At 71.6% G+C, this 26,482-nt stretch carries 25 protein-coding genes; 14 read left to right on the top strand and 11 right to left on the bottom strand.

What is annotated here, in order from left to right:
- The first annotated feature begins 106 nt into the window (after positions 1-106).
- From VF289_RS08915 to VF289_RS08885, 7 genes are all read left to right on the top strand, one after another.
- Positions 107-1,420 (top strand): ABC transporter substrate-binding protein, encoded by a 1,314-nt coding sequence (locus VF289_RS08915; protein ID WP_330883212.1) that lies wholly within the window; start codon positions 107-109, stop codon positions 1,418-1,420.
- A 38-nt stretch (positions 1,421-1,458) separates the two neighbouring features.
- Positions 1,459-2,598 (top strand): ABC transporter ATP-binding protein, encoded by a 1,140-nt coding sequence (locus tag VF289_RS08910; protein WP_330883210.1) that lies wholly within the window; start codon positions 1,459-1,461, stop codon positions 2,596-2,598.
- Between the two features lie 177 nt (positions 2,599-2,775).
- On the top strand, positions 2,776-3,762 hold the full coding sequence (locus VF289_RS08905) for a hypothetical protein (RefSeq protein WP_330883208.1): 987 nt from the start codon (positions 2,776-2,778) through the stop codon (positions 3,760-3,762).
- Between the two features lie 146 nt (positions 3,763-3,908).
- Positions 3,909-4,229, top strand: a complete 321-nt coding sequence (locus VF289_RS08900; protein WP_330883206.1) for a DUF3870 domain-containing protein — start codon at positions 3,909-3,911, stop codon at positions 4,227-4,229.
- Between the two features lie 200 nt (positions 4,230-4,429).
- Positions 4,430-5,581 carry a DUF819 domain-containing protein gene (locus VF289_RS08895; protein ID WP_330883204.1) on the top strand — a complete coding sequence of 384 codons (1,152 nt, stop codon included), beginning with the start codon at positions 4,430-4,432 and terminating at the stop codon, positions 5,579-5,581.
- Entirely contained in the window at positions 5,578-6,741 is a 1,164-nt protein-coding gene (locus tag VF289_RS08890) for a dipeptide epimerase (protein WP_330883202.1), read from the top strand. The genes VF289_RS08895 and VF289_RS08890 overlap by 4 nt, the downstream gene beginning before the upstream one ends.
- Positions 6,742-6,798: 57 nt before the next feature.
- Complete coding sequence (locus VF289_RS08885; protein ID WP_330883200.1) at positions 6,799-7,959, top strand: C40 family peptidase; 1,161 nt, start codon at positions 6,799-6,801, stop codon at positions 7,957-7,959.
- 21 nt (positions 7,960-7,980) lie between these two features.
- On the opposite strand, the gene VF289_RS08880 is transcribed toward VF289_RS08885, so the two are convergent.
- Positions 7,981-8,796 carry a serine hydrolase gene (locus VF289_RS08880; protein WP_330883198.1) on the bottom strand — a complete coding sequence of 272 codons (816 nt, stop codon included), beginning with the start codon at positions 8,794-8,796 and terminating at the stop codon, positions 7,981-7,983.
- Positions 8,797-8,971: 175 nt separating this feature from the next.
- Here VF289_RS08880 and VF289_RS08875 point away from each other — a divergent pair, with 175 nt between their 5' ends.
- From VF289_RS08875 to VF289_RS08850, 6 genes are all read left to right on the top strand, one after another.
- Positions 8,972-10,063: a LacI family DNA-binding transcriptional regulator gene (locus VF289_RS08875; protein ID WP_330883196.1), complete on the top strand. Its 1,092-nt coding sequence runs from the start codon at positions 8,972-8,974 to the stop codon at positions 10,061-10,063.
- A 204-nt stretch (positions 10,064-10,267) separates the two neighbouring features.
- Positions 10,268-11,581, top strand: coding sequence for a sugar ABC transporter substrate-binding protein (locus tag VF289_RS08870; RefSeq protein ID WP_330883194.1), 1,314 nt, complete (start codon positions 10,268-10,270; stop codon positions 11,579-11,581).
- 233 nt (positions 11,582-11,814) lie between these two features.
- Positions 11,815-12,792: a sugar ABC transporter permease gene (locus VF289_RS08865; protein WP_330883192.1), complete on the top strand. Its 978-nt coding sequence runs from the start codon at positions 11,815-11,817 to the stop codon at positions 12,790-12,792.
- On the top strand, positions 12,785-13,624 hold the full coding sequence (locus VF289_RS08860) for a carbohydrate ABC transporter permease (protein WP_330883190.1): 840 nt from the start codon (positions 12,785-12,787) through the stop codon (positions 13,622-13,624). Before VF289_RS08865 ends, VF289_RS08860 begins: the two co-directional genes overlap by 8 nt.
- A 68-nt stretch (positions 13,625-13,692) precedes the next feature.
- On the top strand, positions 13,693-14,427 hold the full coding sequence (locus tag VF289_RS08855; protein WP_330883188.1) for a sugar phosphate isomerase/epimerase: 735 nt from the start codon (positions 13,693-13,695) through the stop codon (positions 14,425-14,427).
- A gap of 145 nt (positions 14,428-14,572) precedes the next feature.
- Positions 14,573-15,709 (top strand): Gfo/Idh/MocA family oxidoreductase, encoded by a 1,137-nt coding sequence (locus tag VF289_RS08850; protein WP_330883186.1) that lies wholly within the window; start codon positions 14,573-14,575, stop codon positions 15,707-15,709.
- A gap of 173 nt (positions 15,710-15,882) precedes the next feature.
- Here the strand turns inward: VF289_RS08850 and VF289_RS08845 are convergent, their stop codons facing one another.
- From VF289_RS08845 to VF289_RS08835, 3 genes are all read right to left on the bottom strand, one after another.
- Complete coding sequence (locus VF289_RS08845; protein ID WP_330883184.1) at positions 15,883-16,731, bottom strand: aldo/keto reductase; 849 nt, start codon at positions 16,729-16,731, stop codon at positions 15,883-15,885.
- A gap of 98 nt (positions 16,732-16,829) precedes the next feature.
- The gene (locus VF289_RS08840; RefSeq protein WP_330883182.1) at positions 16,830-17,297 is read right to left on the bottom strand and encodes an NUDIX domain-containing protein; all 468 of its coding nucleotides are present in this window, start codon (positions 17,295-17,297) and stop codon (positions 16,830-16,832) included.
- Entirely contained in the window at positions 17,294-17,818 is a 525-nt protein-coding gene (locus VF289_RS08835; protein WP_330883180.1) for a PTS sugar transporter subunit IIA, read from the bottom strand. The genes VF289_RS08840 and VF289_RS08835 overlap by 4 nt, the downstream gene beginning before the upstream one ends.
- Before the next feature lie 116 nt (positions 17,819-17,934).
- Between VF289_RS08835 and VF289_RS08830 the strand changes: the two genes are divergently transcribed.
- Positions 17,935-18,891 (top strand): sugar-binding transcriptional regulator, encoded by a 957-nt coding sequence (locus VF289_RS08830; RefSeq protein ID WP_330883178.1) that lies wholly within the window; start codon positions 17,935-17,937, stop codon positions 18,889-18,891.
- A gap of 15 nt (positions 18,892-18,906) precedes the next feature.
- Here VF289_RS08830 and VF289_RS08825 read toward each other — a convergent pair whose 3' ends face one another.
- From VF289_RS08825 to VF289_RS08795, 7 genes are all read right to left on the bottom strand, one after another.
- A complete protein-coding gene (locus VF289_RS08825) occupies positions 18,907-19,803 on the bottom strand; it encodes an aminotransferase class IV (protein ID WP_330883176.1) in 897 nt (298 codons plus the stop codon).
- A 106-nt stretch (positions 19,804-19,909) separates the two neighbouring features.
- A complete protein-coding gene (locus VF289_RS08820) occupies positions 19,910-21,025 on the bottom strand; it encodes a hypothetical protein (RefSeq protein ID WP_330883174.1) in 1,116 nt (371 codons plus the stop codon).
- Positions 21,026-21,193: 168 nt separating this feature from the next.
- Complete coding sequence (locus VF289_RS08815) at positions 21,194-21,769, bottom strand: hypothetical protein (RefSeq protein ID WP_330883172.1); 576 nt, start codon at positions 21,767-21,769, stop codon at positions 21,194-21,196.
- 134 nt (positions 21,770-21,903) lie between these two features.
- Positions 21,904-23,211, bottom strand: a complete 1,308-nt coding sequence (locus VF289_RS08810; RefSeq protein ID WP_330883169.1) for a hypothetical protein — start codon at positions 23,209-23,211, stop codon at positions 21,904-21,906.
- 277 nt (positions 23,212-23,488) lie between these two features.
- Positions 23,489-24,283 (bottom strand): hypothetical protein, encoded by a 795-nt coding sequence (locus VF289_RS08805; protein WP_330883167.1) that lies wholly within the window; start codon positions 24,281-24,283, stop codon positions 23,489-23,491.
- A 22-nt stretch (positions 24,284-24,305) separates the two neighbouring features.
- Positions 24,306-25,556, bottom strand: coding sequence for a galactokinase family protein (locus VF289_RS08800; protein WP_330883165.1), 1,251 nt, complete (start codon positions 25,554-25,556; stop codon positions 24,306-24,308).
- Positions 25,553-26,422: a nucleotidyltransferase family protein gene (locus VF289_RS08795; protein ID WP_330883163.1), complete on the bottom strand. Its 870-nt coding sequence runs from the start codon at positions 26,420-26,422 to the stop codon at positions 25,553-25,555. Before VF289_RS08795 ends, VF289_RS08800 begins: the two co-directional genes overlap by 4 nt.
- Positions 26,423-26,482 lie beyond the last annotated feature (60 nt).

Raw genomic sequence — 26,482 nt, 5'->3', positions numbered from 1 at the left:
CCCCTTCCTGCCCCTCCCTCCGACCCCGTTCCTGATCCCGCTTCCGACCTCACACCCCCGGCCGGCACCCGTCGGCCCCTGACCCCCACAGATATTGGAGAACGACATGGCACTGACGCGACGCTCACTCATCGGCATGGCCGGCGCCGGCTCGGCCGCCCTGGCCCTGGGCGCCTGCGCCGGAGGGTCCACCGCCGCCGGCGGCGGCGAGAACGGCGGCGGCGAGGAGGGCGATGGCACCATCCAGTTCTGGTCCAACCACCCCGGCAGCTCGAAGGATCTCGAGCAGCAGATCATCGACGCCTGGAACGAGGAGAACCCCGACACCCCGGCGACGCTCATCGACGGCGGCGCCAGCTACGAGGAGCTCGGTCAGAAGTTCAACGCGGCGCTCGCCGGCGGCGGACTGCCCGACCTGATCGTCGCCTCGGACGTCACCTGGTTCAACTTCGCCTTCACCGGCACCACCACGGCGCTGGATGATCTGTGGGCCGAGGCCGGGATCGACTCCGACGACTTCGTGGACACCCTGCGCGAGGACTACGCCTACGAGGGCAAGCACTACGGCATGCCCTACTCCCGCTCCACCACCCTCATGTACTTCAACTCCGAGGTGATGGAGAAGGCCGGGCTGCCCACCGACCGCGGCCCGGAGACCTGGGAGGAGTTCGCCGAGTGGGCACCGAAGATGCTCGAGGCGAACGACGGCAAGCCCGCGCTCACCGTCCCCGACGGCTCCAACTACCTCGACTGGTACTTCCAGGGCATGATCTGGACCTTCGGCGGCGCCTACTCGGACGAGTGGACCCCGACCTTCACCGAGCAGGGCTCGATCGACGCCGCGACCTTCCTGCAGGAGCAGGTCGCCGCCGGTCACATCGCGATCGAGAAGGACGCCAACAACACCTTCGCGCTCGGCAACGCCTCGGCCCTGCTGCAGTCCACCGGCTCCCTCGGCGGGCTCACGGAGACCGCGGAGTTCGACTTCCGCACCACCTACCTGCCCGGCCCGACCCCGGGCGCGGCCACCGGCGGTGCCGGCGTCGCGATCCCCGCGGGGATCTCCGACGAGCGCAAGCTGATGGCCGTGAAGTTCGCCGACTTCCTCACCAACACGAAGAACACGATCATGTTCAGCCAGGCCACCGGCTACATGCCCGTGCGGAAGTCCGCGATGGAGGATCCCGAGGAGAAGGCATACCTCGAGGAGAACCCGAACGCCATGACCGCGATCCAGCAGCTGAGCGAGAACACCGCCCCGCAGGACTCCGCGCGCGTGTTCGTCAGCGGCGGAGGCCAGCGCATCGGCGCCGGCCTGGACCGCATCGCGATCGGCGGCGAGGACGTGGCCTTGGTGATGGAGGACCTGCAGACCGAGACGCAGGAGGTCATCGACCGGGACATCACCCCCAATCTGTGAGCACCCGCCCGACCCCCTGAAGGAGCACGAGGAACACCATGGCCACCGTCGAGTACCAGCAGGCCTCCCGCATCTATGACCCCTCCCGGCCGCCTGCGGTCAACCGGGTCTCGCTCACCGTCGCGGACGGCGAGTTCCTGGTGCTGGTGGGGCCCTCCGGCAGCGGCAAGTCCACCGCGATGCGGATGCTGGCCGGTCTCGAGCCGATCGACGAGGGCTCCGTCCTCATCGACGACGTCGACGTGAGCGAGCTGCGCGCCCGGGACCGCGACGTGGCCATGGTGTTCCAGTCCTACGCCCTCTACCCGAACATGACGGCCCGCCAGAACATGGCCTTCGCCCTGCAGAACCTCAAGCTGCCCAGGACCGAGATCGAGGAGCAGGTCACGCGCGCCGCGGCGATGCTCGAGCTCGAGCCGCTGCTGGACAAGAAGCCCTCGCAGATGTCCGGCGGGCAGCGCCAGCGGGTGGCGATGGGCCGCTCGATCGTGCGCAATCCCAAGGTGTTCTGCATGGACGAGCCGCTGTCGAACCTGGACGCGAAGCTGCGGGTCTCCACCCGCTCGCAGATCGGTTCCCTGCAGCGCGAGCTGGGCGTGACCACGGTGTACGTCACCCATGACCAGACCGAGGCGATGACCATGGGCGACCGGGTCGCCGTGCTGAAGGAAGGCGTGCTGCAGCAGGTCGACGAGCCGACCCACCTGTACGAGCACCCCGGCAACACCTTCGTGGCCGGCTTCATCGGCTCTCCCTCGATGACCCTCATCGACGGTGCCACCATCACCTCCGACGGCCGGGCCCTGTTCGGGCCCCAGCACGGCCTGGACCTCGGCATCCCGCGCGAGTACCTCGAGAAGACCACCGACCGGGTGATCGTCGGGGTGCGCCCGGAGAGCTGGCAGATCGTGGGCGGAGGCTCCGGGCCGACGGACGGCGGGGAGAGCCTCCCCCTCACCGTGCGGCTGGTCGAGAAGCTGGGCGGCGAGGCGTTCGTCCACTGCTACGCCCGCGAGACCGAGTCGATGACCGCCGCTGTGCGCGGTCACCAGCTGGTGCTGCGCCTGGACCACGGCTTCAAGGACATCCAGCCGGACTCCACGATCCATGTGCGCCCCACCCCCGGCAGCTGCGTGTTCTTCCACCCCGAGAGCGAGATCAACCTCGAATACCTGTGAGTGCTGCGGGGTGGCGCGGGCACGGGCTGGACGCGAGGTGAACTCCGTCCAAAGGAACATGGGCGATCCTCGGGAATCGGTGGCGACGTGGATCACACCCCGATACGGTCGTAGGGAATCCTCTTTCCCCCACCCGCCGTCGGCGCAGCCCTGCGCACGGCGCGACTAGGAGCCGACGTGCGCACCCTCTCCCGATCTGTCATCTCGCTGTCCGCCCTCGCCCTCGCCTCCGCAGGCATGGTCGTCGGTGCCGGAACCGCCTCTGCGGCGCTGACCACCTACTGCGACGGCGACGCCGCGGACGTCACCGTGCCCGGCGACCTGGTCGTCGCCAAGGGGGATTCCTGCGACCTGGACGGCGTGACCGTCGACGGCGAGGTGCGCGTGCAGGCCGGGGCGGACCTGCTGCTCACCGACTCGAGCATCGGGGGCCGCGTCGTGGTCAACCCCGACGGCTACGTCGACGCGACCGGCACCGAGGTGGCGGGGAACCTGATCAGCAAGGGCAGCTACGGCGTCTACCTCGACGAGTCCTCGATCGGCGGTGCCTTCTCCGAGCGCGCCGTCGAGGGTGCCGATCCCTTCCTGTACTCCTACGACTCCTCCATCGCGGGCAAGGTGACCGTCGAGCAGGGCCTCGTGCATCTGCAGACCGTCACCATCGGCGGCGCGGTGAGCAGCGACAACGCCACCTACACGGACATCATCGACTCGACCCTCGCGCGGGGGCTGACCGTCTCGGCGAACGCCGAGGGCACCTCCGTGTGCGGCAGCGAGGTCGACGGCGCGGCCGCCTTCACCGGCAACGCCGGGGTGCAGCTCGGCACCGGCGGCGGCATCATCGACTGCGATGACGCCAACTACTTCGGGTCCGATGTGACGGTCTCCGACACCACCGCCGGCGTCGACGTCTCCACCAACATCATCCGCGGCGCACTGACCGGCGAGGGCAACGATCCCGCGCCGACCGGTGCCGACAACCGCGTGCGCGGCGAGGTGGGCGGCCAGTTCACGGATCTCTCCCCGGCGATGCAGAAGGCCCGGGCCTTCGCCGCGGCCGAGGATGCCGAGACCCACGCCGAGGAGCTCGACTCGCAGCGCGAGGAGCGCCGCGCCGCCGCCGAGAAGAAGGCCGAGGACGCCGGTCCCGCGAACCTGCGCTGACCCTCTCCGACCGCGGCCGACTCCCCGTCGGCCGCGGTCGCCCGGTCCCGCGGACCGAGTCGCCGGGTCCCCCGGCCGAGTCCTCCGGCCCTGCTCCGCGCTCGCCCGCTCCCGTCGGAGGGATCCGCACCACCTAGGCTTCCCCCATGGGCACCAGCATCTACCTCACCGGCGAGGCCAAATCCCCCACGAACAATCCGATCACCTCGCAGTGGGGGCTTTTCTTCATCGGTCTCGTGGTCGATACTGAGACCCACGTCATCCGCGCCGCGGACTGCACCGCCACGTTGACGCTCACCGTCGAGTTCGTCCGCGAGCTGCTGGTGGGGCGTTCGCTCCTCGAGGATGACGCCCTGGTGGAATCGATCACCGACAGGTACCACGGGTCCTCGCAGAGGGCGCTCGCCGCCGCCGTGCGCAGCGCCGCGGCGAAGTACCGCGACTTGTCGGCCGCTCCCACCGGGTGACCGCATGATCTGAGAGCGCGCCGTCCCGGCGCCCGCTCTCTCGACAACCGCATACCCGCTGCCGCCCGCCCGGAACCTCACCGAACCGGATCCCGTCGGAAGCACCGAGATCGCGCCTGCCACGCAGGTGCCGGTCCCCGGTGCTTCCGATTTTTTTGTCCCCTCTCCGCGGCCGCTTCCCCTACGACCCAGGAGTCCCCGTGATCACCGATGGCCTGCTCATGCTCGGCGTCCTGCTGGCGCTGTCCTGCGTGCTGATCGTGCTCGAACGCACCACCGGCTGGAAGGTCTTCAAGTACGTGCCCGGCATGGTCTTCATGTACCTGCTGTGCGCGACCCTCAACACGCTCGGCGTCTTCGGGCAGGACGACGCCACCCGCGCACCCATCGCGCAGGTCAAGGACGTGCTCCTGCCGGCGATGATCTTCCTGTTCCTGTTCGGCTGCGACCTCCGCAAGATCATCAGGCTCGGTCCGAAGCTGCTGCTGACCTTCTTCGTCGCCGCGGCCTCGCTCTCCGCGGGCATGGTGATCGTCTACGCGATCTTCCAGAACGCGGTGCACAACGAGTCGTGGAAGGTGTTCGGTGCGCTGCTGGCCTCCTGGACCGGCGGCAGCGCGAACATGGTCGCGGTGCAGGACATCCTGCAGGCGCCCGAGAACATCTTCGGCTACGCCCTGATCACGGACACGATCGGCTACTCCGTGTGGCTGATGCTGATGTTCGCCTCGGTCGCGGTCTCCCCGAAGTTCAACACGTGGACCAAGGCGAACACCACCTACCTCGAGTCCCACGCCGGCACGCTCGAGGAGGAGAAGCGCCCGGTGACCGTCGCCTCGCTGTCCATCGTGGTGTTCGGCGCGCTGTTCATCTCGATCCTGTCGATGTGGATCGGTGGCCTGCTGCCCGAGTACGGAGCGGTCATCAACGGCACCACCTGGTCGATCCTCATCGTCTCCCTGCTGGGCCTCGTGGTCGCGGTGACCCCGCTGGGGAGGACCGCGGGCTCGAGCGAGGTCGCGACGCTGATGCTGTTCGTGGTGATCGGCCAGATCGCCTCCGGCTCGGACTTCTCCGCGATCACGCAGGCGCCGATCTACCTGCTGATGGGTGCCATCGTGCTCGTCGTCCATGCGGCGGTGATGGTGCTCTACGCGAAGCTCACCAAGACGGAGCTGTTCTCCCTCGCGGTCGCCTCGACCGCGAACGTGGGCGGCATCGCCTCGGCCCCTGTGGTCGCGGCGGCGTTCCACAAGCAGCTGGTCCCTGTCGGCGTGCTGTATGCGCTGATCGGGTCGTTCATGGGCACCTTCGTGGGGCTCGCCGCCGCTCAGCTGATGTCCGCGCTGTGACCGCCCAGGAGCGCCGGCCCGGCGCCGACACGCTGCACGTGGCGGGGGTGCGTCATCACCGCCACCGGGCACCGCTGCTGCGCCCGTTCGTCACGGCCGCCCGCCGCACCGAGGCGGTCGAGTACGTGGTCGCCGAGGTGGAGCTGGCCGACGGGACGATCGGCCAGGGCTCCGCCGCGGAGACCCTGGCCGTCACCGGGGAGTCGGCGGCGTCGATCACCGCGGCCCTCGCCGGTCCGCTGCGGGCGGCGCTCGAGGGCAGGTCCGGGACGCTCGGCGAGCTGACCTCGGCGATCGCCGGCGCGCTCGAGGGGGCGAGCAGCGCGAAGGCCGCTGCCGAGGTCGCCCTGCACGATGCCTGGGCGAAGGCTGCCGGCAGACCTCTGGTGGAGATGCTCGGAGGCAGGCTCGAGGACGGTCTGATGAACGACATGACGATCTCGCTCGAGGATCCTGACGTCATGGCTGAGCATGCCCGGGCCGCCGCCGCGAGCGGGGAGCAGATCCTCAAGATCAAGCTGGGGCACGACATCGCGGAGGACCGCCGACGTCTCGCCGCGGTGGTCGGGTCCGCGCCGGAGGCCCGCCTGCGACTGGACGCGAACCAGGGCTGGAGCCCGGAGCAGGCGATCGAGATCATCACCGGCTTCGAGGCCGACGGCCTGCCGATCGACCTGGTCGAGCAGCCGGTCGCGGCGCGCAACCTCGAAGGGCTCGCTCGGGTCGCGGCCGCGGTCGAGCTGCCGATCATGGCCGACGAAGCGGTGTGGACCGCCGAGGACGCCCGCCGCCTGGTGGACCTCGGCGCCTGCGACCTGCTGAACATCAAGCTCGCCAAGACGGGCGGGCTCCGCGGAGCGCTCGAGATCGCGGACATCGCCCGCGAGGCCGGGATGGAGTGCATGGTCGGAGCGATGATGGAGCCCCGCATCTCGATCACCGCCGCCGCGCACCTCGCCATCGCCCATCCGGCGATCACCATGATCGACCTGGACCCGCCGGCCTGGTTCACCTCCGGCGCCCCGCACGGCGGCTTCTCGCAGGACGGCGCCTGGCTGCGCCTGCGCGGGGGGCCCGGTCTGGGGCTCGAGCTCCTGTCGGCAGATGTCGACCCCGCCCCCGACGCACCGTCGGAGCCTCACGCCCGCTCTCGCCCATGACCTGCTCGCACGCATGACCCACCGCCCCGTCCCGGGGCCCGTCGAAGGAGAACGCTCATGCCGCACACCCATCGCCCCGGCCGGCCCTCGCTCACCCGACGTGACGGCCTGCACCTGGCCGCAGCCGGCACCGTCGCCGCTGGGCTCGCCGCCCTCTCCTCCGCGGCGAACGCCGCCGGCTCCGCGCCCGCATCCGCCGGCGCTCCCGGCGGCCCGGCCGCTGAACGGCCTCGGCCCGTCGACGCGCCCGCGCCCGGCGAGGGCCTCACTCCCGGAGCCATCGCGCATGTCGCCGTCACCGCGACGACGCTATGGGTGGAGCCGGACACCGCCCGCCCCGGCATCGACGACCCCTCACTGACCCGCCCCGTCGATCTGGATGCCTGGAACCAGAACATGCAGGACACCGAGACCCGGCGCTGGCTGACCGGGGAGCTCGAGTCGCAGGCCGTGCTGGGCAGCGAGGTGATCGTCGACGAGATCGTCGGGGACGGGGCGCACATCGTGGTCACCGCCCAACCCACCCCGCGCGACCCGCGCGGCTATCCGGGCTGGGTCCCCACCGTGCAGCTGGTGGTCGACGAGGACTTCGCCGATCTCGCCGCCTCGACCCCGACCGCCACGGTCACCGCACTGACCAGCACTCTCACCGGAACACCCTCCGGGAAGCATCCGGGCATCCCGGTCTCCTTCGACACGATCCTGCCGGTGCTGGGCCGCACCGCGCACGCCGTGAGGGTCGCGGTCCCCGGCGGCCGGCACGCCTACCTGCCGGCCGAGGACGTGGTGGTGCGCGAGCGCGGGGAGCAGCCGCCGCTGCCCACGGCGGAGGACATCATCGCCACCGGGGAGCGGTTCCTGGGGCTGCGCTATCTGTGGGCCGGGGTGAGCGCCTACGGCTTCGACTGCTCCGGCTTCACCTACACGCTGTTCCACCACCACGGGATCACGATTCATCGCGATGCCGGGAACCAGATGCACGACTCGGGCCTGGAGCCTGTGGAGCGCGAGGATCTGCAGCGCGGCGACCTGGTGTTCTTCGCGACCGAGCCCGGCGGCACCTCGATCCGCCACGTGGCCCTGCATCTCGGGGAGGATCAGATCATGCAGGCACCGAACGCCGCGCGCAGCGTGGAGATCATGTCCCTGACCGAGTACGACCCCACCGGCGAGTACGCCGGCGCCCGTCGGGTCCGTCTGGCGTACCCGACCGTGTGACCGGCCGAGAACCGGCGCCGTTCAGGTCACGAGGTCGGGGAGGAGCTCCCGCACCCGCTGCCTGATCCGGCGATCCGCCGCCTCCGGGCCGAGCCCCGCGGTCATCACCGCGAGCACCCGCAGCTCCTCGCCGTCCGGGTCCCCGATGAAGGCGACGTCGTGGCGGTACCCGTCGACCCAGCCGGATTTCGAGCCGTGGTCCAGGCCCGGGCGCAGTGCCGTGGTGATCACCGGGATCTGCTGCGCGCGCAGCGCGGCCCGCACGAGATCGAGGGATGCCGTGGTCAGCAGTGGGGAGGTCGCGTCCGTCCTGGTCGCTCCGCAGACGGCCGCGAGCATCGTGCGGGAGAGGTCCTCGGCTCCGGTCTCGTTGGTCGCTCCTGCGGCGAGCGCGCCGGGATCCCCGATCAGCCGTTCCACCCGCGTGGTCGTCAGGCCGAGCCCCCTGATCGTCTCCGTCACGGCGGGGAGGCCGATCAGGGCGAGGACGTGGTCGGTGGCCTCGTTGCTGGAGCGGTCGATCATCCGCTGCAGCAGCTCCCGCACCCTCACGGGCGTCCCCTCGGCCGGGTGCGTTGGGTCGAGATGGTCACCGCCCAGGGTGAACGGGGCGCCGTCCGCTCCCGTGAAGGTGCGCCTCGCGGGCACCAGCTCGTCGAGGTCGAGCCCGCCTCGCTCGGCGAGCTGCAGCGCGGCGAGCAGCACATGCAGCTTGATGGTGCTCGCCGCGTAGAAGGGTCTCTGAGCCGACTCCGCGGCGAGCACGGTCCCGTCCCGATCGAGCAGGCAGTGGGCACAGGATTCCTGGTCCGGGGCGGCGGCGGTGGGGAGGCTCATGCCCCGACCCTACGACCGCCGGTGCCCGGGTCAGCGCCGGAGCCGGTGCCGGAGCCGGCAGAGCCCTCGCACTATCCTGTGCCCACCCGGTGCCGTGGACGGCGCCGCCGAGGCGATGCGCCACGGCGCCCCGCCACCGAGCACACGGCACCCCGCCGCTGATCAGGAGCCGCCCATGCCGCGGAAGCCCACCCGCCCGACCGTCACGACGATCGCTCGTGAGCTCGGAGTCTCCCCTGCGACGGTGAGCTATGCCCTCAACGACAAACCCGGCGTGAGCGCTGCGATGCGCGAGCGGGTGCTCGGTCACGCCAAGGCCGTGGGCTGGACCCCGCACTCCGGCGCGCAGGCCCTGCGCCGTGGCCGCAGCGGGAACATCGGGCTGGTCCTGGTGCGTGATCCGGAGGAGGTCTCCCGGGAGCCGTTCTACTCGGCCGTCACAGCAGGCATCGAGTCGGCGACCAGCGTCCACGGCTACGAGCTGCTGCTGCGGTTCGTCCGCGGCGGCGCGGACGAGGAGGGGGACGTCTTCCGCACCTGGGCCCATCAGCGACGGGTGGACGGGGTGGTGCTGCTGGATCTCGCCGAGGACGACCACCGCCCGGCGGTGCTGGAGTCGCTGGCGCTGGACTTCGCGGTGCTGGGGCATTACACGGGCCCCGAGGACTTCGTGAAGGTGATGACCGCGGAGGCCGAGGACGCCGCGACCGTGGTCGACCACATCGTCGAGCGCGGGTACGACGGCTGCCTCCAGCTCACCGGTCCCTCCGGATTCGCGCACGAGCGGCGCCGCCTGGGACTGCTCGAGCAGCTGTGCGCGGAGCACGGGATCCCGCACACCCACGCCTCCGGGGTCTACACGATCGACTCCGGGTATCAGGCCTTCGAGAGCATCGATCGCCGGATCAGCGCCCGCCCGGCCGTGATCGCCTCGAGCGACCTGATCGCGCTCGGCGCCCTGCGCGCCGCCGCGTCCCACGCGATCGAGGTGCCCCGTGATCTGGGCCTGGTCAGCTGGGACGATTCGCTGATCGCCGAGGTCACCTCTCCGGCCATCACCGCCCTGAGCCGTCGCCCCTTCGACATGGGACGCTCCGCCGGGGACCTGCTGGTGCAGAAGATCGAGGGGAGCCTCACCGGCGGCCGCACGGTCGAGGTCGACCCGGCGAGCCTGGTGACCCGCGACTCGACCGCCGACGGCCGACCCGACTCCTACTCAGCCCAGCGACCCAGCATCGCCGGCCGCACCCTGCCGGCCACGCACTGACGACCGTTCCTCACAGCCCTTCCCGAGCTGTCACCGGTCCGTGACCTCTGCTCGTTGACATCGCTCGCGCACTCCCGGCATACTCGCCGAATCGATTAAGTTCGAATCGATTAAGCTCCGCCGGACCCACCGGCCGGAACGGCGGTCCGCCGCCGCCCCTTCTGAGAACCCTCACCGATGACGGTGCACCAAGGAGTCCCCCCGATGCGACGACGCACACTTCTGTCCGCAGCCCCTCTCGCCGCTGTGTCCGCGGCCGGCCTCGCCGCCTGCGGCGGCGGCTCCGGCAGCGGCGGCGGGTCCAACGACGCCCCCGGCGAGCTCACCTACTGGGCCTCCAACCAGGGCACCAGCCTCGAGAACGACAAGGAGGTGCTCACCCCGGTCCTGGAGAGGTTCACCGAGGAGTCCGGCATCACGGTCAACCTCGAGGTCATCGGCTGGGCTGATCTCCAGACCCGCATCCAGACCGCGATCACCTCGGGCCAGGGCCCGGACGTGCTGAACATCGGCAACACCTGGGGTGTGAGCCTGCAGGCCACCGGCGGTCTGCTCGAGCTGGGCGATGAGGAGTTCGAGGCGCTCGGCGGGCGCGACCGCTACGTCGAGGCGGCGCTCGCCACCGGAGGCGCAGAGGGCACCGACCCGACCTCGATCCCGCTGTACGGCCTGGCCTACGGCATGTACTACAACGTGAAGATGTTCGAGGACGCCGGCATCGAGCCGCCCACCACCTGGGAGGAGATGGTCGAGGCCGCCAAGGCCCTCACCGATCCGGAGGGCGACGTGTACGGCATGTCGCTCGCCGCCGGCTCCTACACCGAGAACAACCACTTCGCCTTCATCAACGCCATCCAGAACGGCGCCGCGCTGAACAACGCCGAGGGCGAGCCCACCTTCACCGAGGACGGCGTGGTCGACGGCATCCTGCGCTACCTGGACCTCATGCAGGAGCACAAGGTCGTCAACCCCTCCAACGCGCAGTTCGACAACGGCACCAAGTCCGTCACCGCCTTCGCGAACAAGCAGGCGGCGATGATCATCAACCAGAACAACGCCAACGCCACCATCGAGTCCCAGGGCATGAAGCCCGAGGAGTTCAAGGCGGTCCCCTTCCCGGCCCCGGCCGATGCCGTCGAGGACACCGCCTCGCACCTGGCCGGCATCAACCTGGCCGCCATGGCGGATACCGACAACCGTGACGGCGCGCTGGCGTTCATGAAGTTCATGACCTCCCCGGAGAGCCAGGCCGAGCTCGGCAAGCCCTTCGCCTCGCTGCCCGTGCTGGTGGACGGCGAGCCGACCTTCACCGAGGACACCGAGCAGGCCGAGATGTTCATGGAGGTCTACTCCGAGCGCTCCGCCCCGCTGCCCCTGGTGCCGTGGGAGGACCAGTTCGAGACCACCGTCGGCCAGGCGATGAACAGCATGTTCGCGACCATCGCCACCGGTGGGACGGTCACCCGCGAGGACGTCCTCACCGCCATGCAGACGGCCCAGGACTCGATCCGGGCCTGAGCGACCCGCGGCCGAGGGGGCGGGATCCCGCCCCCTCGGCCGCGGTGCGCCGTCGGCCGGGGTTCCCCCGCGGACCCCGCCCTGCTCGCCGCGCCGCCGCCGCGCAGGCGCTCCGCCCGCTCCGAGGGCCGCCCGTTCCACCGGTCGCCCGTTCCACCAGTCGGACGTTCCATCGGTCGCCCGCCCCGTCGGCCGCCCCCGATCCTCACCGCACCCGCCTTCGAAGGACCCCCATGACCCTCACCAGCCGCCCCGGGACCTCGGCTCCCGCGTCGCGCACCGGTTCCCCGCCGCCGCGCCGTCGGCCGCGCCGCACGTGGTTCCCGTACCTGATCCTGCTGCCCGCCGTGGTGCTCGAGGTGCTGATCCACATCATCCCGATGGTGACCGGCTTCTGGATGAGCTTCGTCGAGCTCACCAAGTTCTTCATCCGCCGCTGGACGGAAGCCCCCTTCGCGGGGCTGGAGAACTACCAGATCGCCGTGGACATCAACACCCCGATCGGCCAGGAGCTGCTGAACTCCTTCCTGGTCACCGTCGGCTTCACGATCCTGGTGGTGGGGCTGAGCTGGGGATTCGGCATGGCTGCGGCGGTCGCTCTGCAGCGGCCGTTCCGCGGGCGCGGCGTGTTCCGCACCCTGTTCCTCATCCCCTACGCCCTGCCGCTGTACGCCGCGGTGATCACCTGGAATTTCATGCTCCAGCGCGACACCGGCGTCATCAACCACATCCTGGTGGACCAGCTGGGCCTGCTGGACGAGGCACCGTTCTGGCTGATCGGCGACAACGCCTTCGTCTCCGTGGTGGTGGTCGCGGTATGGCGCATGTGGCCCTTCGCGTTCCTCATGTTCATGGCCGGGCTGCAGTCCATCCCGGGCGAGCTCTACGAGGCCAGCGCCATGGACGGCGCGACCCCGCTGCGCCAGTGGCGCGCCGTGACCCTGCCGATGCTCGGCCCGGTCAACCAGACCATGCTGCTGGTGATGTTCCTGTGGGTGTTCAACGACTTCAACACGCCGTACATCCTGTTCGGCACCGCCCAGCCCCCTGCCGGCAACCTCATCAGCTTCCACATCTACAACGCCTCGTTCCTGTCCTGGGACTTCGGGGTGGGCAGCGCGATGAGCGTCATGCTGCTGCTGTTCCTGCTGGTCGTGTCCCTGCTCTACCTGTTCTTCACCCAGTGGAGGAAGGAGTCCTCCCATGCGTGAGACCCTCGGCGAGAAGATCTTCCGCGTCGTCGTGATCACCGGCCTCGGCCTGTTCGTGCTGCTGCCGCTGTACGTCATGATCACCACCAGCTTCAAGCCCCTGGGCGATGTGCAGGCCGGGTTCTCCTGGCTGCCCAGCCGCCTGACCATCGCCCCGTTCATCGAGATGTGGTCCACCGTGCCGCTGGCGCGGTACTTCATGAACTCGCTCGTGGTGACCTCGGTGGCGACCCTGTTCAGCGTGGTGGTGGCGATCTTCGCCGCCTACGCCGTCTCCCGCTGGCGCTTCCGCGGCCGCAACGCCTTCATGACCACGGTGCTCTCCACCCAGATGTTCCCCGGCGTGCTGTTCCTGCTGCCGCTGTACCTGATCTTCGTCAACATCGACACCACCTTCGGCGTGCCGCTGGTGGGCACCCGCATCGGCCTGATCATCACCTACCTGACCTTCTCCCTGCCCTTCTCCATCTGGATGCTCGCCGGCTACTTCGACGGCATCCCCAAGGAGCTGGACCAGGCAGGCAAGGTGGACGGCGCCGGCAACCTCACGATCCTGCTGCGGATCATCCTGCCGGCCGCCCGCCCGGGCATCGTGGCGGTGGCGATCTACGCGTTCATGACGGCGTGGGGCGAAGTGCTGTTCGCCTCCGTGCTCACCACGGAGGACACCCGCACCCTGGCCGTGGGCCTGCGGCAGTACGCCACCCAGACCAATGTCTACTGGAACCAGATCCTCGCCGCCTCGATCGCGGTGTCGATCCCGGTGGTCGTCGGCTTCCTGATGATGCAGAAGAACTTCGTCGCCGGCCTGACCGCCGGTGCTGTGAAATGATTCCGTCTCAGGTGGTACCGCTTTCCCACCCCGGGCATCCGCCCGCACCTGCCCCCGAAAGGCTCCCGATGGAGATCTCCGTCCAGCTGTACAGCGTGCGCGACGCGCTCGCGACCGACGTCCAGGGCACGGTGTCCCGCCTGGTCGACCTCGGTCTCACCCACGCCGAGCCCTATCAGCTCGTGGAATACCGCGACGAGCTGGTGCGGGCCCGCGAGCAGTTCCCGATCGACTTCCCCAGCGCCCACCAGTCCTTCCTCGGGGACGTGGACTTCCCCGCCGTGCTCGAGGCCGCCCGCGCCGTCGGCGTGCAGTACCTGGTGGACCCGCACTGGAACCCCGAGGACTGGACGGACGCCGAGAAGGTGCGCGCCCTGGCCGAGACCCTCAACCAGCGGGCCGCGGCCGCTGCCGAGGCGGGAATCCGGGTGGGCTATCACAACCACGCCTTCGAGCTCTCCTCGCGTCTCGGGGACCGCACCGCGCTCGAGGTCTTCGCCGAGGCGCTGGACCCGCAGGTGATCCTCGAGATCGACACCTACTGGGCGGCCGTCGGCGGCGCCGACGTCCCCGCCCTGCTGGGTCGCCTCGGCGATCGGGTGCAGCTGGTCCACCTCAAGGACGGCGACCTCTCCGAGGACCCCGCCGCCCAGCTCCCGCTCGGCACCGGGGCGATGCCCCTGGCAGAGACCCTGCAGGCCTCCGCCGGGGTCGCCTACGGCGTCATCGAGTTCGACGACTACGCGGGCGACATGTTCGAGGGCATCGCCGCCTCGATCGCCCACCTGCGCTCCGTCCTCTGAGCTCTCCCCCTCCCGCACGATCGCTCGACGCAGGACTCGCACGACGCACGACCAGCACGACCAGCACGACCCACCCACCCCGCACGGCCGACGCGCTGCGCGACCGACGCACCGTCTCACCGTCTCACCTCACCAAGGACACCCCATGACCCCTCAGCCCCGCACCGGCCCCGTCGGCGTCGGCCTCATCGGCGCCGGCACCATCTCCGGGCAGTACCTCGAGCACCTCACCTCCTTCCCGGACGTGACCGTGCACATCGTCGGCGACCTCTTCCCCGAGGCCGCGAAGGCCCGCGCGGAGGAGTTCGGCGTCCCCGCCCACGGCACCACGCAGGACGTGCTGGACCACCCGGACGTGGAGATCGTGGTGAACCTGACCATCCCCACCGCCCACGCGGAGATCTCCCAGGCGATCGTCGCCGCCGGCAAGCACGTGTGGACGGAGAAGCCGATCACCACCGACCCGGCCGACGCGAAGGCCCTGCTGGCCGCGGCCGAGAAGGCCGGGGTGCGCGTCGGCGGCGCGCCCGACACCGTGCTCGGCGCGGGCATCCAGACCGCACTGCGCACCCTGCGCGACGGCACCATCGGCACCCCCGCCAGCGCCCTGACCCTGTTCCAGAGCCCGGGCCCCGAGTCCTGGCACCCCAACCCCGCCTTCCTCTTCCAGGAGGGTGCGGGGCCGCTGTACGACATCGCCCCCTACTACGCGACCACCCTGGTGCTCGCGCTGGGTCCCGTGGTCTCCGTCAGCGCCGTCGGCTCCAAGGCCCGTGAGCAGCGCACCATCGGCTCCGGCCCCAAGGCCGGTGAGGTCTTCGACGTCACCGTGCCGACCCAGGTCGCGGCGCTGCTGCGCTTCGCCTCGGGACAGAACGCCACCGTGCTGCTGAGCTTCGACTCCCCGCACACCCGCGCCGGCTTCGTCGAGGTGTACGGCACCGAGGCGACCCTCGCCTTCCCCGATCCCAACGTGTTCGACGGCGACTCGGCGCTGACCGAGTACCGCGGCGAGAGCCCCACCCCGGTGCCCGCCACCGGCGCCACCACCGGTCGTGGCCTGGGCGTGCTGGAGATGGCTCGGGCGCTGCGCGCCGGGGTGCCCCACCGCGCGCAGGGCGAGATCGCCGCGCACGTCCTGGACATCATGGTGGGCATCGAGACCGCCATCGCCGAGAACTCGATCGTGGAGCTCACCTCGAGCTTCGCCGAGGTCGAGCCGATGCCGGCCGACTTCGATCCCTTCGCCGCGACGCTGTCCACCCAGGTCCCGACCGCCTGAGCAGGCAGCCGACCGCGGGACGGGCGGGGGCGCTGCAGACATGGGGCTAACGGCCCCCCATTACCCCATGTCTGCAACCCCGAACCCGCGCGACGGGCGGGGGCGCTGCAGACATGGGGCTATCAGGCCCCTATTACCCCATGTCTGCAACCACGCACACGCGCGACGGGGGCTCAGGCGCCCTGGCGCCCGGCGAAATCGTTCGGGTTGCCGCCCTGACGGCCGGCGTCACCCTTGTGCAGGGCGGTGATCTGCGCGACCTCGTCCTCGGTGAGCTGGACCTCGAGGGACGCGAAGTTCGAGACGATCCGCTGCGGGGTCTCGGACTTGGGGATGACCACGTTGCCCAGCGCCAGGTTCCAGGCGATCAGCACCTGGCCCGCGTCCGCGCCGTGAGCCTCGGCGATCGCCGTGACCACGGGGTCGGTGAGCTCGCCGCCACCCTGGCCCAGCGGGGACCAGGACTCGGTGACGATCCCCTTGGACGCGTGGAACTCCCGCAGCTCGGGCTGGTGGAAGTACGGGTGCAGCTCGATCTGGTTCAGCACGGGCAGCACGCCCGTCTCCGCCTCGATCTTCTCGAGGTCCTCGATGCGGAAGTTGGAGACGCCGATGGAGCGGATCCGGCCCTGCTCCTGCAGCTCGGCGAGGGTCTTCCAGGTCTCCACGGCGAGGCCCTGGGACGGGGCGGGCCGGTGGATCAGGTAGAGGTCCAGCTCCTCGAGGCCGAGGTCCGCCAGAGTGCCGTCGAAGGAGCGCAGCGTCGCATCGCGGCCCTGATCCTGGTTGGGGACCTTCGAGGTCACGAACACGTCGTCACGGTCCAGGCCCGCTGTCTCCAGCGCCTGGCCCACGCCCGCCTCGTTGTTGTAGCCGCGGGCGGTGTCGACGTGGCGGTAGCCGGCCTCGAGCGCCTTGACCACCACGTCGGCGGCGACCTCGTTCGCGACCTGCCACACCCCGTATCCGAGCTGCGGGATCGAACGGCCGTCGTGGAAGGAGATGCGGGGCGAGGTGGTCATGATGCTCCTAGCTCTGAGGTCGCGGCGCGTCGCCGCGTCGGTACCGGTCCAGGCTAGCGCTCTCCCGGGTTCACGACCAGGGCGAACACGCCCTGCGCTCAGCCGGGACTGACGCCGAGGGAGAGCGGTCGGTCGCTGGGATCGGACTCGAGCCAGCGGGCGAGGGCGGGCGGATGGACCTCGTGCTCGCCCAAGCGGTCCAGCGGCAGCCAGGCCGTGCCGGCCTGTCGCGCATCGGGCTCGGTGCCCTCTCCGGGCTCCTCCCCCTCGGCCAGCCCGCACCAGTAGCCGATGTTGACCTGGTGGAAGGAATCGATCACGGTGTCGTCGCGCCGGCCGGGCGCCGTCATGACCTCGAAGAAGCAGGCCACCTGATGCACCTCGACCTGCGCGCCGATCTCCTCCCGGCATTCGCGGATCAGGGCCGCGACCTGGTCCTCCCCGTGCTCCTGACCACCCCCGGGCAGTGCGAACACCTCCCGACCATCCGGTTCGACGTATCGGTTCATGAGGATCGATCGATCACGGATGAGCAGCGCCTTCACGGCCACGCGCGGAGTCCTCATGCGCCCGCCTCCTCGGCGCCGGGCAGCGCGTGGGCCAGGAGGGTCGCGGCGCGCTCGCGCAGCTCCTCGTCGTCCTGCGCGGCGATCAGCTCCGCGACGGCCGCCTCATCGCTGAGCAGTCCCATCAGCCTCTGCAGCGCCGCGAGGTGCTCGCGCGCGTCGGTCAGCAGCGGCATCGCCACCAGCTGCACTCCGACGGTGCCCTCCCGCGCTCCCATCTCCCTGAAGGGCACGGGCCGGGCGAGCGTGGCCAGAGCCAGCCCGGGCACCAGCACGTGATGCGGATCCGCGTGCGGGATCGCGGTGGGGATCGGCGTGGGCAGCCCGGTGGGGTAGGTCCGCTCCCTCTCCCGCAGGGCCTCGGGGAAGTCGACGGTGACGGCTCCGGCGTCCAGCAGCCGCCCGGCGAGGGAGCGCAGCACGTCCTCCGCATCGGTGACGTCCAGGTGCGCCAGGACCACCGTCAGCTCGAGCGGCGCGCCGTCGGCGCCGTCGGTGGACGGTCGTGGGACAGTGCTCATGGTTCCTCCCGGGGGCTCACGTCGATTCTGGCACTTCTGACCCCTGGTCTGCGTACGCTGGGCGCATTCGCCCGGGCGCGTCCTCGTGTTCGGCAGCAGTCGGATCAGGAGCCCCCATGCCCGCCCCTCGTGACACCGCCATGGTCGTGCGCGCGGCGCGCCTCTACTACGAGCAGGGCCGCTCCCAGACGGAGGTGGCGCAGGAGCTGGGCCTGTCCCGCTCGAACGTCTCCCGGATCCTCACCCAGGCGCGGGACCGCGGGATCGTGGAGATCACGATCCATGACCCTGACGGACCTCCCCAGCGGGACGAGGCGCTCGAGGCCGCCCTGCGCGCCGCGTTCTCCCTCCGTGAGGCGCATGTGGTCTCCGCGCCGCGCACCACTGCGATGGAGGTGGTGGCACGGGCGGGAGCGGCCGTGCTCACCGAGCGCAGTGCGACGGTGCGCAGCTTCGGGGTGTCCTGGGGGCAGACGGTCCAGAGCGTGGTCGCGCAGCTGGAGATGCTGCGTCCGCGGCCGACGCCGCAGGTGCTGCCGCTGGTGGGCGGGCACAGCTCCCTGGACCAGTTCGACTCGGGCGAGTCCGTGCTGCGGGTCCTCGCCTCCCGGCTCGGGGCGACCCCGCGGACGCTCTACGCCCCCGCGGTGCTCGAATCGGCGACCGCCGTGGCGACCCTGCGCGGGGAGTCGAGCATCGGGGAGGTGCTGGCCGCGGCCGCGCAGGTGGAGCTCGCGCTGGTGGGCATCGGATCGATGGGCATGCACTCCTCGCCCCATGTGCTCGATCTGATGCGCCTCAGCGAGTCCGAGCAGGCCACCTTCGCCGCCCAGCACCCCGTGGGGGACGTCTGCGGTCGCTTCATCGACGGACACGGGGTGCCGCTCGGGGCGCCGACGGACCAGCGGGTGCTCGCGGTGACCTTCTCGGAGCTGCTGCGGATCCCGGAGGTGGTGGGCGTCGCGGCCGGCCCCGAGAAGGCACCGGGGGTGCTCGGGGTGCTGCGCAGCGGCGTCATCGGCACCGTCGTGGTCGATGTCGAGCTCGCCCGCGAGGTGCTCGCGCACGCCTGAGCGCGGGCGGGCGGCTCAGGCCCGGCCGGTGAGCACCTGCTCGAAGCGGGCCGTGAGCTCGTGGTCCACCGGCAGTTCCACCTCGTCGAGGTGGGTGATGGGGGCGGCGAGCCGGGTCGAGGACAGCAGCCAGGCACCGTCGGAGCCGGCGACGTCCGCGACCGTCAGCAGCTGCTCCCGCACCCCGGCGCCTTCCTGCGCTGCGAGCCAGCTGGACAGGGACGTCACGCTGGTCCCGGCCAGCACTCCGGCGCTGACCGGGGTGGTGAGGAACTCTCCGTCGCGGCGCACCAGCAGGGTGGAGGTCGGCCCTTCGAGCACATAGCCGTCGCTCGCCAGGAAGAGCACGTCGGCCGCGCCGCGGCGCTTGGCCTCGCGGACGGCGGCCATGTTCACCGCGTAGCTGAGGGTCTTCGCCCCGGGGAGCAGCCAGGGGCTGGTGTCGGCGATCGCGGTGGACAGTCCGCGCTCGAGCACCGCCACCCGCATCCCGGCGCGGTACGGGCTCCAGTCGTCGGAGACGCGGGCGTGGATCCAGCAGGTGGGGAGGTCGGCGCCCTCGATGCCGCGGGTGAGCATGACGCGCACGCTGAGCTCCGCCACCGGGTCGTGCGCGGTGATCGCGGCGTCGACCGCCTCGGCGAGGGTGGTCAGATCGGGGGCGGGCAGGTCGATCATCGAGGCGCTGCGGGCGAGCCGCTCCAGGTGGGGGCCGACGTTGACGGGGCGGCCGTCGAAGGCGCCGATGGTCTCGAAGACCCCGTCGCCACGGGTCGCGACGAGATCGGTCACCGACAGCTGCGGGACCGTCGCGTCGGCCAGGTGGAAGCGGGGTCCGCCGTCCGCCGGGGCACCGGTGGCGCCGGGGACGAGGACGAGGACCGGAGCGGGGGTGGTGCTGGGCGTGGACATGTCACGGCTCCTGATCGGGGGGCCTCACGGGATGGGAGGCGGTCCGACCAGGGTAGACCCGCCGCGGCGCACCCGGCGTCGAGCGGGCTCAGCGGAAGGAGCCGTCTCAGCGGGAGGGGCCGCCGAGTCCGGCGGAGCCGATGTCCGCACCGATCGAGGAGCCGCTGGCCGGCTGCCCGCCGAGGGCGTCACCGAGCATCTCCAGCAGACGCTCCAGCAGCGTCTGCGGGCCGTCATCGGCCGAGGCCTGGATCAGCCCCGACGGCCCGGAGCCCGGGCTCTGGGCCGGACCGTGGACCGTGGCGTGCTGCCCTGGACCGGCCGCGGTGCCGGACGCGGAACCGGAATCGGCACCTGCGGCTTCGGCACCCGCCGCGCCTCCACCGGCCCCGCCACCTGCGCCGCCGTCGCCCGACCCACCGCTGCCCGAGCCGCCACCGCTGCCGGAACCACCGCCGGAGCCACCCTCGGGCTCCGCCCCCGAACCGCCGCCCCCACCTGACTCACCGGAGCCGGCCCCGCCACCGGGCTGCTCCCCGCCCGTGGAGTCGGCGCGCTGGGCGAGAGACTCTCCGGCGGGCGGTGCCTCGACCGGCGCGAGCCCCTCCTCGCCGAGCAGGGTGCTCAGTGCTGCCGTGAGGTCCAGGCCGGTCAGCAGGTTCTCGAGCGCGAGCCCGAGCCCGATCGCGCGGGAGATCACGTCCGCGAGCAGACCGCCCAGCAGACTGCCGAGGAAGGCGCCGAGGAACGCCGCCCGACCCTCGGGGGTGCTGAGCACCTCACGGAGCAGCTCGCCGAGGGGACCGTCCTGGCCCAGCGGGCCGGAACCGGCCCCGGTCAGTCCGCCGAGCAGGTCCCCCACCTGCTGGAAGACGTCGCGCAGGAAGTCTCCCGAGCTCGCCCAGGAGCCACCTCCGCCGCTCCCGGCCCCGCCGCCGCCCAGGACGGGAGCGTCGGGCGAGGAGACCATCTCCTGCTCATCGGCGTGCTGCGCGAGCCGACGCGCCCGGTGGCGCAGCTCGACCTCCTGGTCCTGCAGGCCGGTGCGCACCACCCCGGTCCACTCGGCGCGGAAGCGGTCGGCGTCCTCCCCGACCCATTCGAGAGTGTCGATCGCCGAGGAGAGCATCTGCTCGAGATCGGACAGGGCCTCCGCCCGGCGCGAGCACACGGCGCCCATCGTCCGCAGAGCATCCGTGTCCGTGCCCCAGAATCCGTTCATCGACCGCCGGTCCCCCGCTCGTTCCCCGTCCGCCGGCGTCGCCGGTCCCCTCATGTCGCACCTACCGTAATCCGCCCGCCCGCGTCGGGCCATGGGGAGGACTACCCATGCGCTGGCCTGGCGCGATGAAGGTGAACACGGGGTGAACCCCGAGCGCCCCGCACTGCCTCAGGAGGCCGGCAGGAGGTCCCGCACCCAACCGGGCAGCCGGTCCGTGCCGACACGCACGGCGAGCCGACGGGCGTAATCGGCATCGACCCCGCCCACACCGTCGAAGCTGCCGGGATCACGGTCATAGTTCAGATCGCCGGAGACTGCGATCCGTCCCGGCTCCGCGGAGGTGCGGGTGATCTGCAGCCGGCAGGAGACGCAGGCCTGCGACTGCTCGGCGGTGACCTGCTGCAGCGCATCCAGCAGCGCGGTCACCCGGGACTCGGGGCCGAAGACGGCATCCCCGCCGCGGGCGGCGCCGTCCGCCACGGCGCTCTCCGCCGCGGCACGAGCGGCACCAGCGGCGCTGCCGGCCTCGGCATCGCCCCCCGCATCGTCGCCGCAGCCCGCCCCGCCCCGTGTGCTGATCACGAAGCGTCCGGCCCAGCGGTCGCCGTGCGGGAGGAACGCGGCGCCGAGCCTCGCCCAGTCCTCGGGCAACTCCAGTGAGGCCAGCAGCACGCCGGCGAGATCCTGGAGCAGCTCACCCTGCTGCTCCATCGGCGAGCGGGGTGGGGGCGGAGTCTGCGTCATGGGAGGTCCCTCCACTCGGGATCGGTCGGGAACAGGGTTCGGGGTCGCGGTCGGGGGTCGCGGACAGGGATCGTGAGTCGGAGATCGGAAGCCGCAGTGGGGCGCGGCGGAGCGACGGGCGCCAGCCGGTGCCTTCACTCCGGGAACCGTGCCCCGTCAGGGTAGTTGGGCAGGTGGGCGTCGACGATCTGCTCGCCATCCTCATGGATGGCCACGTCGTAGCTCTCCGGCACGTACTCCCAGGGCTCGCTGTCGTGGTCGGGACCCACCCCGCTCGGCTGCTCCGGCCCCCAGTTCACCCGGGTCTCGTAGGAGTAGGAGCTGTTCTCCTCGCTGATCCCGTCCGCCATCATGGCCTCGAAGGTGTAGATGGTGTCCTGGCCGCTGCGGGCCTGGTTCACCTCGTCCCACTGGCGGGTGTAGTTGATCTCCTCGCGGATGCCGCCCAGCTGACGGGCCAGCACGTGCCCGGCGTTGAACTCGATCGGCTCGGAGGCGCCGTCCCCGGCCATGTCCCAGCGTTCGGCGATCGTGGACTGGATGGACTGGCTGCGGCTCATCTCTCGGTCCACGATCACCTCGGGGACGTACATGTGCTCGGTGCGGCCCAGCTCGTCCGTGCGATAGAAGGTCGAGTCGTTGACGTGGTAGGTCACATCGGGGAGCACCTCGCGGAGGTCGGGGTTCATCTCCTCGCCGCCGCCCGTCGCCTCGATGTAGGAGATCCGGCCGTCGGCGTCGGTGTAGTAGGTCCCGTGGTCGCCCACCTCGTAGGCGGTGAGCGGGGCCAGCACGCGCGCTGCGCCGTCGGCGTCCAGACCGAAGGGTGCCTCGTCATCCGCCGGGGCGAGCTCGTGGTCGCCGTCCACGCTCACGGTGTCCTCGACCTCCGGCGGGCTCAGCTCCATGCCCGTGTCGTCGAAGGCGAGCGCGGACTCGCCGATCGCCTGCGAGACCCGGGCACCACTCCCCTCCGACGGGGCACTCATCGCCACGAGCTCGAGGTCAGAGGCATGGACCGAGGCGAGGAGAGGACTCGCGGCGCCGACGGTCGCGGAGACTGCCGCCCCGCCGCGGACCGCCTCCTGCGCGGCGGGTGGTGGCGGCGCGTCCCCGTCGGACCCCGCTCCCGAGCCGGCCGGGACGACAGCCCCCTCACCGGCGCCCGCTCCTCCTGCCGCCGAGCTCGCGTCCTGCTCCGCGGCATGGGAGTGCAGCGAGTGCGCGTGCTCGCGGAGCCGGTCCGCTCCATCCCGCAGGTCGGGTCGCACCCGTCCGCTCCAGTCCGCGCGCAGGGCGTCGGCGTCCGGCCCTGCCCAGGCGACGGACTCGAGCAGCGCGCCGAGCCGGGCCGCGACACCCTCGAGGTGGGCGGCGCCGCCGGTGACGGCTCCCGCGTGGTGCCGCAGCGTCTCGGTATCGGCCCCCAGGAACCCGCTCACGTCGTCTCCCCCGCTCGTGGCCATGTCGAGCTTAACCTACGAAGCTCTCCGGGGAGCGGGAATGGGGAGTTCTCCCCACCACGGGCGGCGGCACCGAGAGTTCACCCGCCCTCCCCCGGACGGACATGAAGCACCGCGCGGAGGGGACGAGCAGGTTCGGCCGACGGAGGCAGCCGGAGGGGTCGGTCGGCGGGGCCGGCCGACGGGGCGGCCGGAGGGGTCGGTCGGCGGGGCCAGCCGACGGGGGCGGCCGGAGGGGTCGGCCGGCGGGGCCGGCTCAGCCGCCGAGCAGGGCGATGACCCGGCCGCGCTCGCGCCAGGCCACGTGCGTCTCCAGGGGGTCGCCGGGCACCTCGACCTCGATGAGGTCCACGCGGGCGCCGACGCGCGCCGTACGCAGATCGGCGACGGCGAGCGTCCCGGCGGGCAGACCCTCGATGCCGGCCGCTGCGGGATCCTGCAACGGAACCTCCGGGGCGTCCGCGAGCTCGTCCATCCCCAGGATCGCGGCGAAGAGGTGCTCGTCCATCAGCTGCTCGGCGGCATCGGTGCGGGAGTCCTGGGAGTCCTCGTCTGCCGGTCCCCTCGCCTCGAGCGCGTCGAGGGTGGCCTCGAGGGCGTCCGCGAAGCGATCGAGGTAGCCCGGGAGGTCCTCGGCAGCGAGCTGGAGCGCGAGGTCCTCGCCGATCCCGTACACGGCCCCCGGGGTGCCGTCCTCGTCGAGCGCCAGGACCACGGCCGAGTCCGGGGTCTCGTACAGCGGGTAGTAGCTGGTGGCGTCCCCGAGCAGCGTGTACGGGCCCACGTCGGTGCGGTCCTCGATCTGGAGGGTCAGCATCGTCAGCCCGCGCACCGTGATGCCGCCGAGCTCGTCGCCGATCTGCTCGAGGGCGGGCGGCGGATCGGCCGCCACCTCCTCCTCGGTGACGGCGAGTCCGGGGATCAGGGAGGCGTCCTGCTCGTGGGTGTTCACCAGCGAGGCGAGGCGGTCCAGGACCGGCCGCACGGAGGCCAGCGGCAGCACTGCGGCCTCGGTGGGCCAGGGCAGGGAGTTGTTCATCGGCGTGCTCACGGGCCCAGTCTGTCACGGGCTCTCACGGCAGTCGGCGAGCTGCTCCCCCGGGTCGGGTGACGGTGACGGTCGCCGCGTCCCGCAGTGGATGCGCGGCCCGGTAGGACTCCAGCCAGCGACGGCCGAACTCCTCGGCGCCGTCGGCCGGCACCAGCGCCCAGACGCTGCCGCCGAAGCCGGCTCCGAAGGCGCTCGCGGCGTGGGCTCCCAGCTCACGGGCCAGTCGCTGCAGGTCCACGGTCTCCGGCACCTGGTTGCGCAGGCCCCTCTCGGCGCCGGCCTGGGACTCGTCCACCAGGTGCCCGAACTCCGTCAGGTCGCCCTCCTCGAGGGCGAGGGCGGCCCCGGGGACCAGGCGCTCGGACTCGTCGAGGAACTGGGTGAGCCGACCGCGGAGGTGGTCGTCGGCGGCGGTGAGCGCCTGCAACCGGGACACGGCGGCGGGACCGCCGCGGACGGCATCGGCGAGGGTGGGATCCTCGCGGCCGCTGTCGCGGTGCCAGCGGTGCAGGATCTCGGTGACGGCGAGGGAGACGCGGTTGTAGTCCTCGAGCGCGGCGCCGGTCTTCTCCGCCTCCACCCCGCTGACGGCGACCACGAGCGCCAGCTCCGGGCCGAAGGGGATGGTGCGTTCGTGACGCACGGGGCAGAAGGAGTACTGGACCAGGGCGTCCGGGACGGCGCACAGCATCCCGATGTGGTCCTCGCTGCCGCCGAAGGTGCCCACCCCGCGGTGCCCTTCGAGGTCACCGAAGCTCTGCCCGTTCTCGACGGTGCCGAGGTACTCCCCGAGCTGCTCCGTCGTGGTGATCTGTGCGCGGAAGGACTCCTCGGCGGCGATGCCCGAGAGGTCGATGAGCACCAGGGCGAGGCCGACGACCAGCGCCGAGGAGCTCGACATCCCGGCGGCGCGCGGCAGGGTCGAGGTGATGGTGATGTCCGCGCCCCGCAGGGTGCCGGGGAAGTTCGCCTCGAGGCGGTCGGCGACGGTGCGCACGTAGCCGCCCCAGTGCCCGTCGCTCCCCTCGGCACGGGCGCCGGGGGCGGCCAGGTCCAGGAGGACGGCGCCGTCCATGCCCTCGGAGCGGACGCACAGCACGCGGTCCGTGCGGGCGGTGGCGGTCAGGGTGTGCCCGGCATCGACGGCGGCCAGCAGAGAGCGCCCGCCCGCGTAGTCGGTGTGCTTGCCGAGCACCTCGATCCGGCCGGGGACGAACCAGGTGACGGTGTCCGCGGAGGAGCCGGCGAGCAGCTGCTCCAGGACGTCGCTCACAGGCGCACCTCGATCCCGGCGAGCGCCTGCTGCACCGCGGCGACGTCACCACGGGAGGACATGTCCAGCACTCCCACGGCCGCGGGGACCACGGTGACGGGCTCCCCCTCCTGGACCAGCAGGCGCACGGCGTCGATGATCTCCAGCTCGCCGCGGACCGACGGCTCGATGCGTGCGCAGGCGTCGAAGATGGCGGGGGTGAACAGCCAGGCGTTCATCGAGATGGGGGCGTCCTGGCCATAGGTGTCGAGGGTCTGCTCATCCGGCTTCTCGACGATGTCGCGCAGTCGATGCTGCGGGTCCTGGGCGATGAGCGCGAAGGCGCGGATCCGCTCGGCCGGGACGTTCGAGCGTGCGACCAGGGCGGCACGGTCGAAGCCCACCAGGGCGCTGCCGGGGGCGGCGGCGAGCGCGGCGAGCGCTTCGCGCGGGTAGTAGTTGTCCGAGTTCAGGACGATGACGCGCTGGTCGCCGGCGAAGTCCCGGGCGGCGGCCACGGCATCGGCGGTGCCTCGGGGCTCGTCCTGGATCGCGGTGGTGACGGTGACCCGGCCTCCGCTCGCGGCGGCGGCGTACTCGCGCAGCAGGTCGTGCTCGGGCCCGATCACCAGGCACACCTCGGTGACGCCCACGTCCGCGAGCACGGACAGGACGTAGTCGAGGAAGGGGCGGCCCACGTCGATCAGGGCCTTCACTCCGCTCGCGGCGACCCGTGCCTGCTTCTCGTCGAGCGCGGCGGTGTCGTCGGCCTTCCGCATCCGGGTCCCGAGGCCGCGCGCGAGGATCACCGCGCGGGTCGGAGCAGGTGCGTCGGCGCGGGTGCCGGCGGGGCGGTGAGCGGGGGGCGTCGGTGTCTGTGCGTCCACGCCGGAAGTGTACGGCGGGCGACGGGTCCGGGCGGGCGGGCCGGCTCCTGCGGCGGTCCC

Origin of the sequence: Brachybacterium sp., from assembly GCF_036379615.1 — a bacterium.
Classification (GTDB): Bacteria; Actinomycetota; Actinomycetes; order Actinomycetales; family Dermabacteraceae; genus Brachybacterium.
The sequence above is the reverse complement of the archived record's forward strand: the minus strand, read 5'-3'. Positions and strand labels throughout refer to the sequence as shown.

Excerpts from the sequence above, each read along its gene's own strand:
- VF289_RS08845 (WP_330883184.1), bottom strand. The coding sequence starts at position 16,731 with ATGACCACCTCGCCCCGCATCTCCTTCCACGACGGCCGTTCGATCCCG.
- VF289_RS08855 (WP_330883188.1), top strand. The coding sequence starts at position 13,693 with ATGGAGATCTCCGTCCAGCTGTACAGCGTGCGCGACGCGCTCGCGACC.
- VF289_RS08900 (WP_330883206.1), top strand. The coding sequence starts at position 3,909 with ATGGGCACCAGCATCTACCTCACCGGCGAGGCCAAATCCCCCACGAAC.
- VF289_RS08885 (WP_330883200.1), top strand. The coding sequence starts at position 6,799 with ATGCCGCACACCCATCGCCCCGGCCGGCCCTCGCTCACCCGACGTGAC.
- VF289_RS08875 (WP_330883196.1), top strand. The coding sequence starts at position 8,972 with ATGCCGCGGAAGCCCACCCGCCCGACCGTCACGACGATCGCTCGTGAG.
- VF289_RS08840 (WP_330883182.1), bottom strand. The coding sequence starts at position 17,297 with ATGAGGACTCCGCGCGTGGCCGTGAAGGCGCTGCTCATCCGTGATCGA.
- VF289_RS08815 (WP_330883172.1), bottom strand. The coding sequence starts at position 21,769 with ATGACGCAGACTCCGCCCCCACCCCGCTCGCCGATGGAGCAGCAGGGT.
- VF289_RS08820 (WP_330883174.1), bottom strand. The coding sequence starts at position 21,025 with ATGAACGGATTCTGGGGCACGGACACGGATGCTCTGCGGACGATGGGC.
- VF289_RS08860 (WP_330883190.1), top strand. The coding sequence starts at position 12,785 with ATGCGTGAGACCCTCGGCGAGAAGATCTTCCGCGTCGTCGTGATCACC.
- VF289_RS08825 (WP_330883176.1), bottom strand. The coding sequence starts at position 19,803 with ATGTCCACGCCCAGCACCACCCCCGCTCCGGTCCTCGTCCTCGTCCCC.
- VF289_RS08870 (WP_330883194.1), top strand. The coding sequence starts at position 10,268 with ATGCGACGACGCACACTTCTGTCCGCAGCCCCTCTCGCCGCTGTGTCC.
- VF289_RS08880 (WP_330883198.1), bottom strand. The coding sequence starts at position 8,796 with ATGAGCCTCCCCACCGCCGCCGCCCCGGACCAGGAATCCTGTGCCCAC.
- VF289_RS08830 (WP_330883178.1), top strand. The coding sequence starts at position 17,935 with ATGCCCGCCCCTCGTGACACCGCCATGGTCGTGCGCGCGGCGCGCCTC.
- VF289_RS08835 (WP_330883180.1), bottom strand. The coding sequence starts at position 17,818 with ATGAGCACTGTCCCACGACCGTCCACCGACGGCGCCGACGGCGCGCCG.
- VF289_RS08910 (WP_330883210.1), top strand. The coding sequence starts at position 1,459 with ATGGCCACCGTCGAGTACCAGCAGGCCTCCCGCATCTATGACCCCTCC.
- VF289_RS08865 (WP_330883192.1), top strand. The coding sequence starts at position 11,815 with ATGACCCTCACCAGCCGCCCCGGGACCTCGGCTCCCGCGTCGCGCACC.
- VF289_RS08915 (WP_330883212.1), top strand. The coding sequence starts at position 107 with ATGGCACTGACGCGACGCTCACTCATCGGCATGGCCGGCGCCGGCTCG.
- VF289_RS08850 (WP_330883186.1), top strand. The coding sequence starts at position 14,573 with ATGACCCCTCAGCCCCGCACCGGCCCCGTCGGCGTCGGCCTCATCGGC.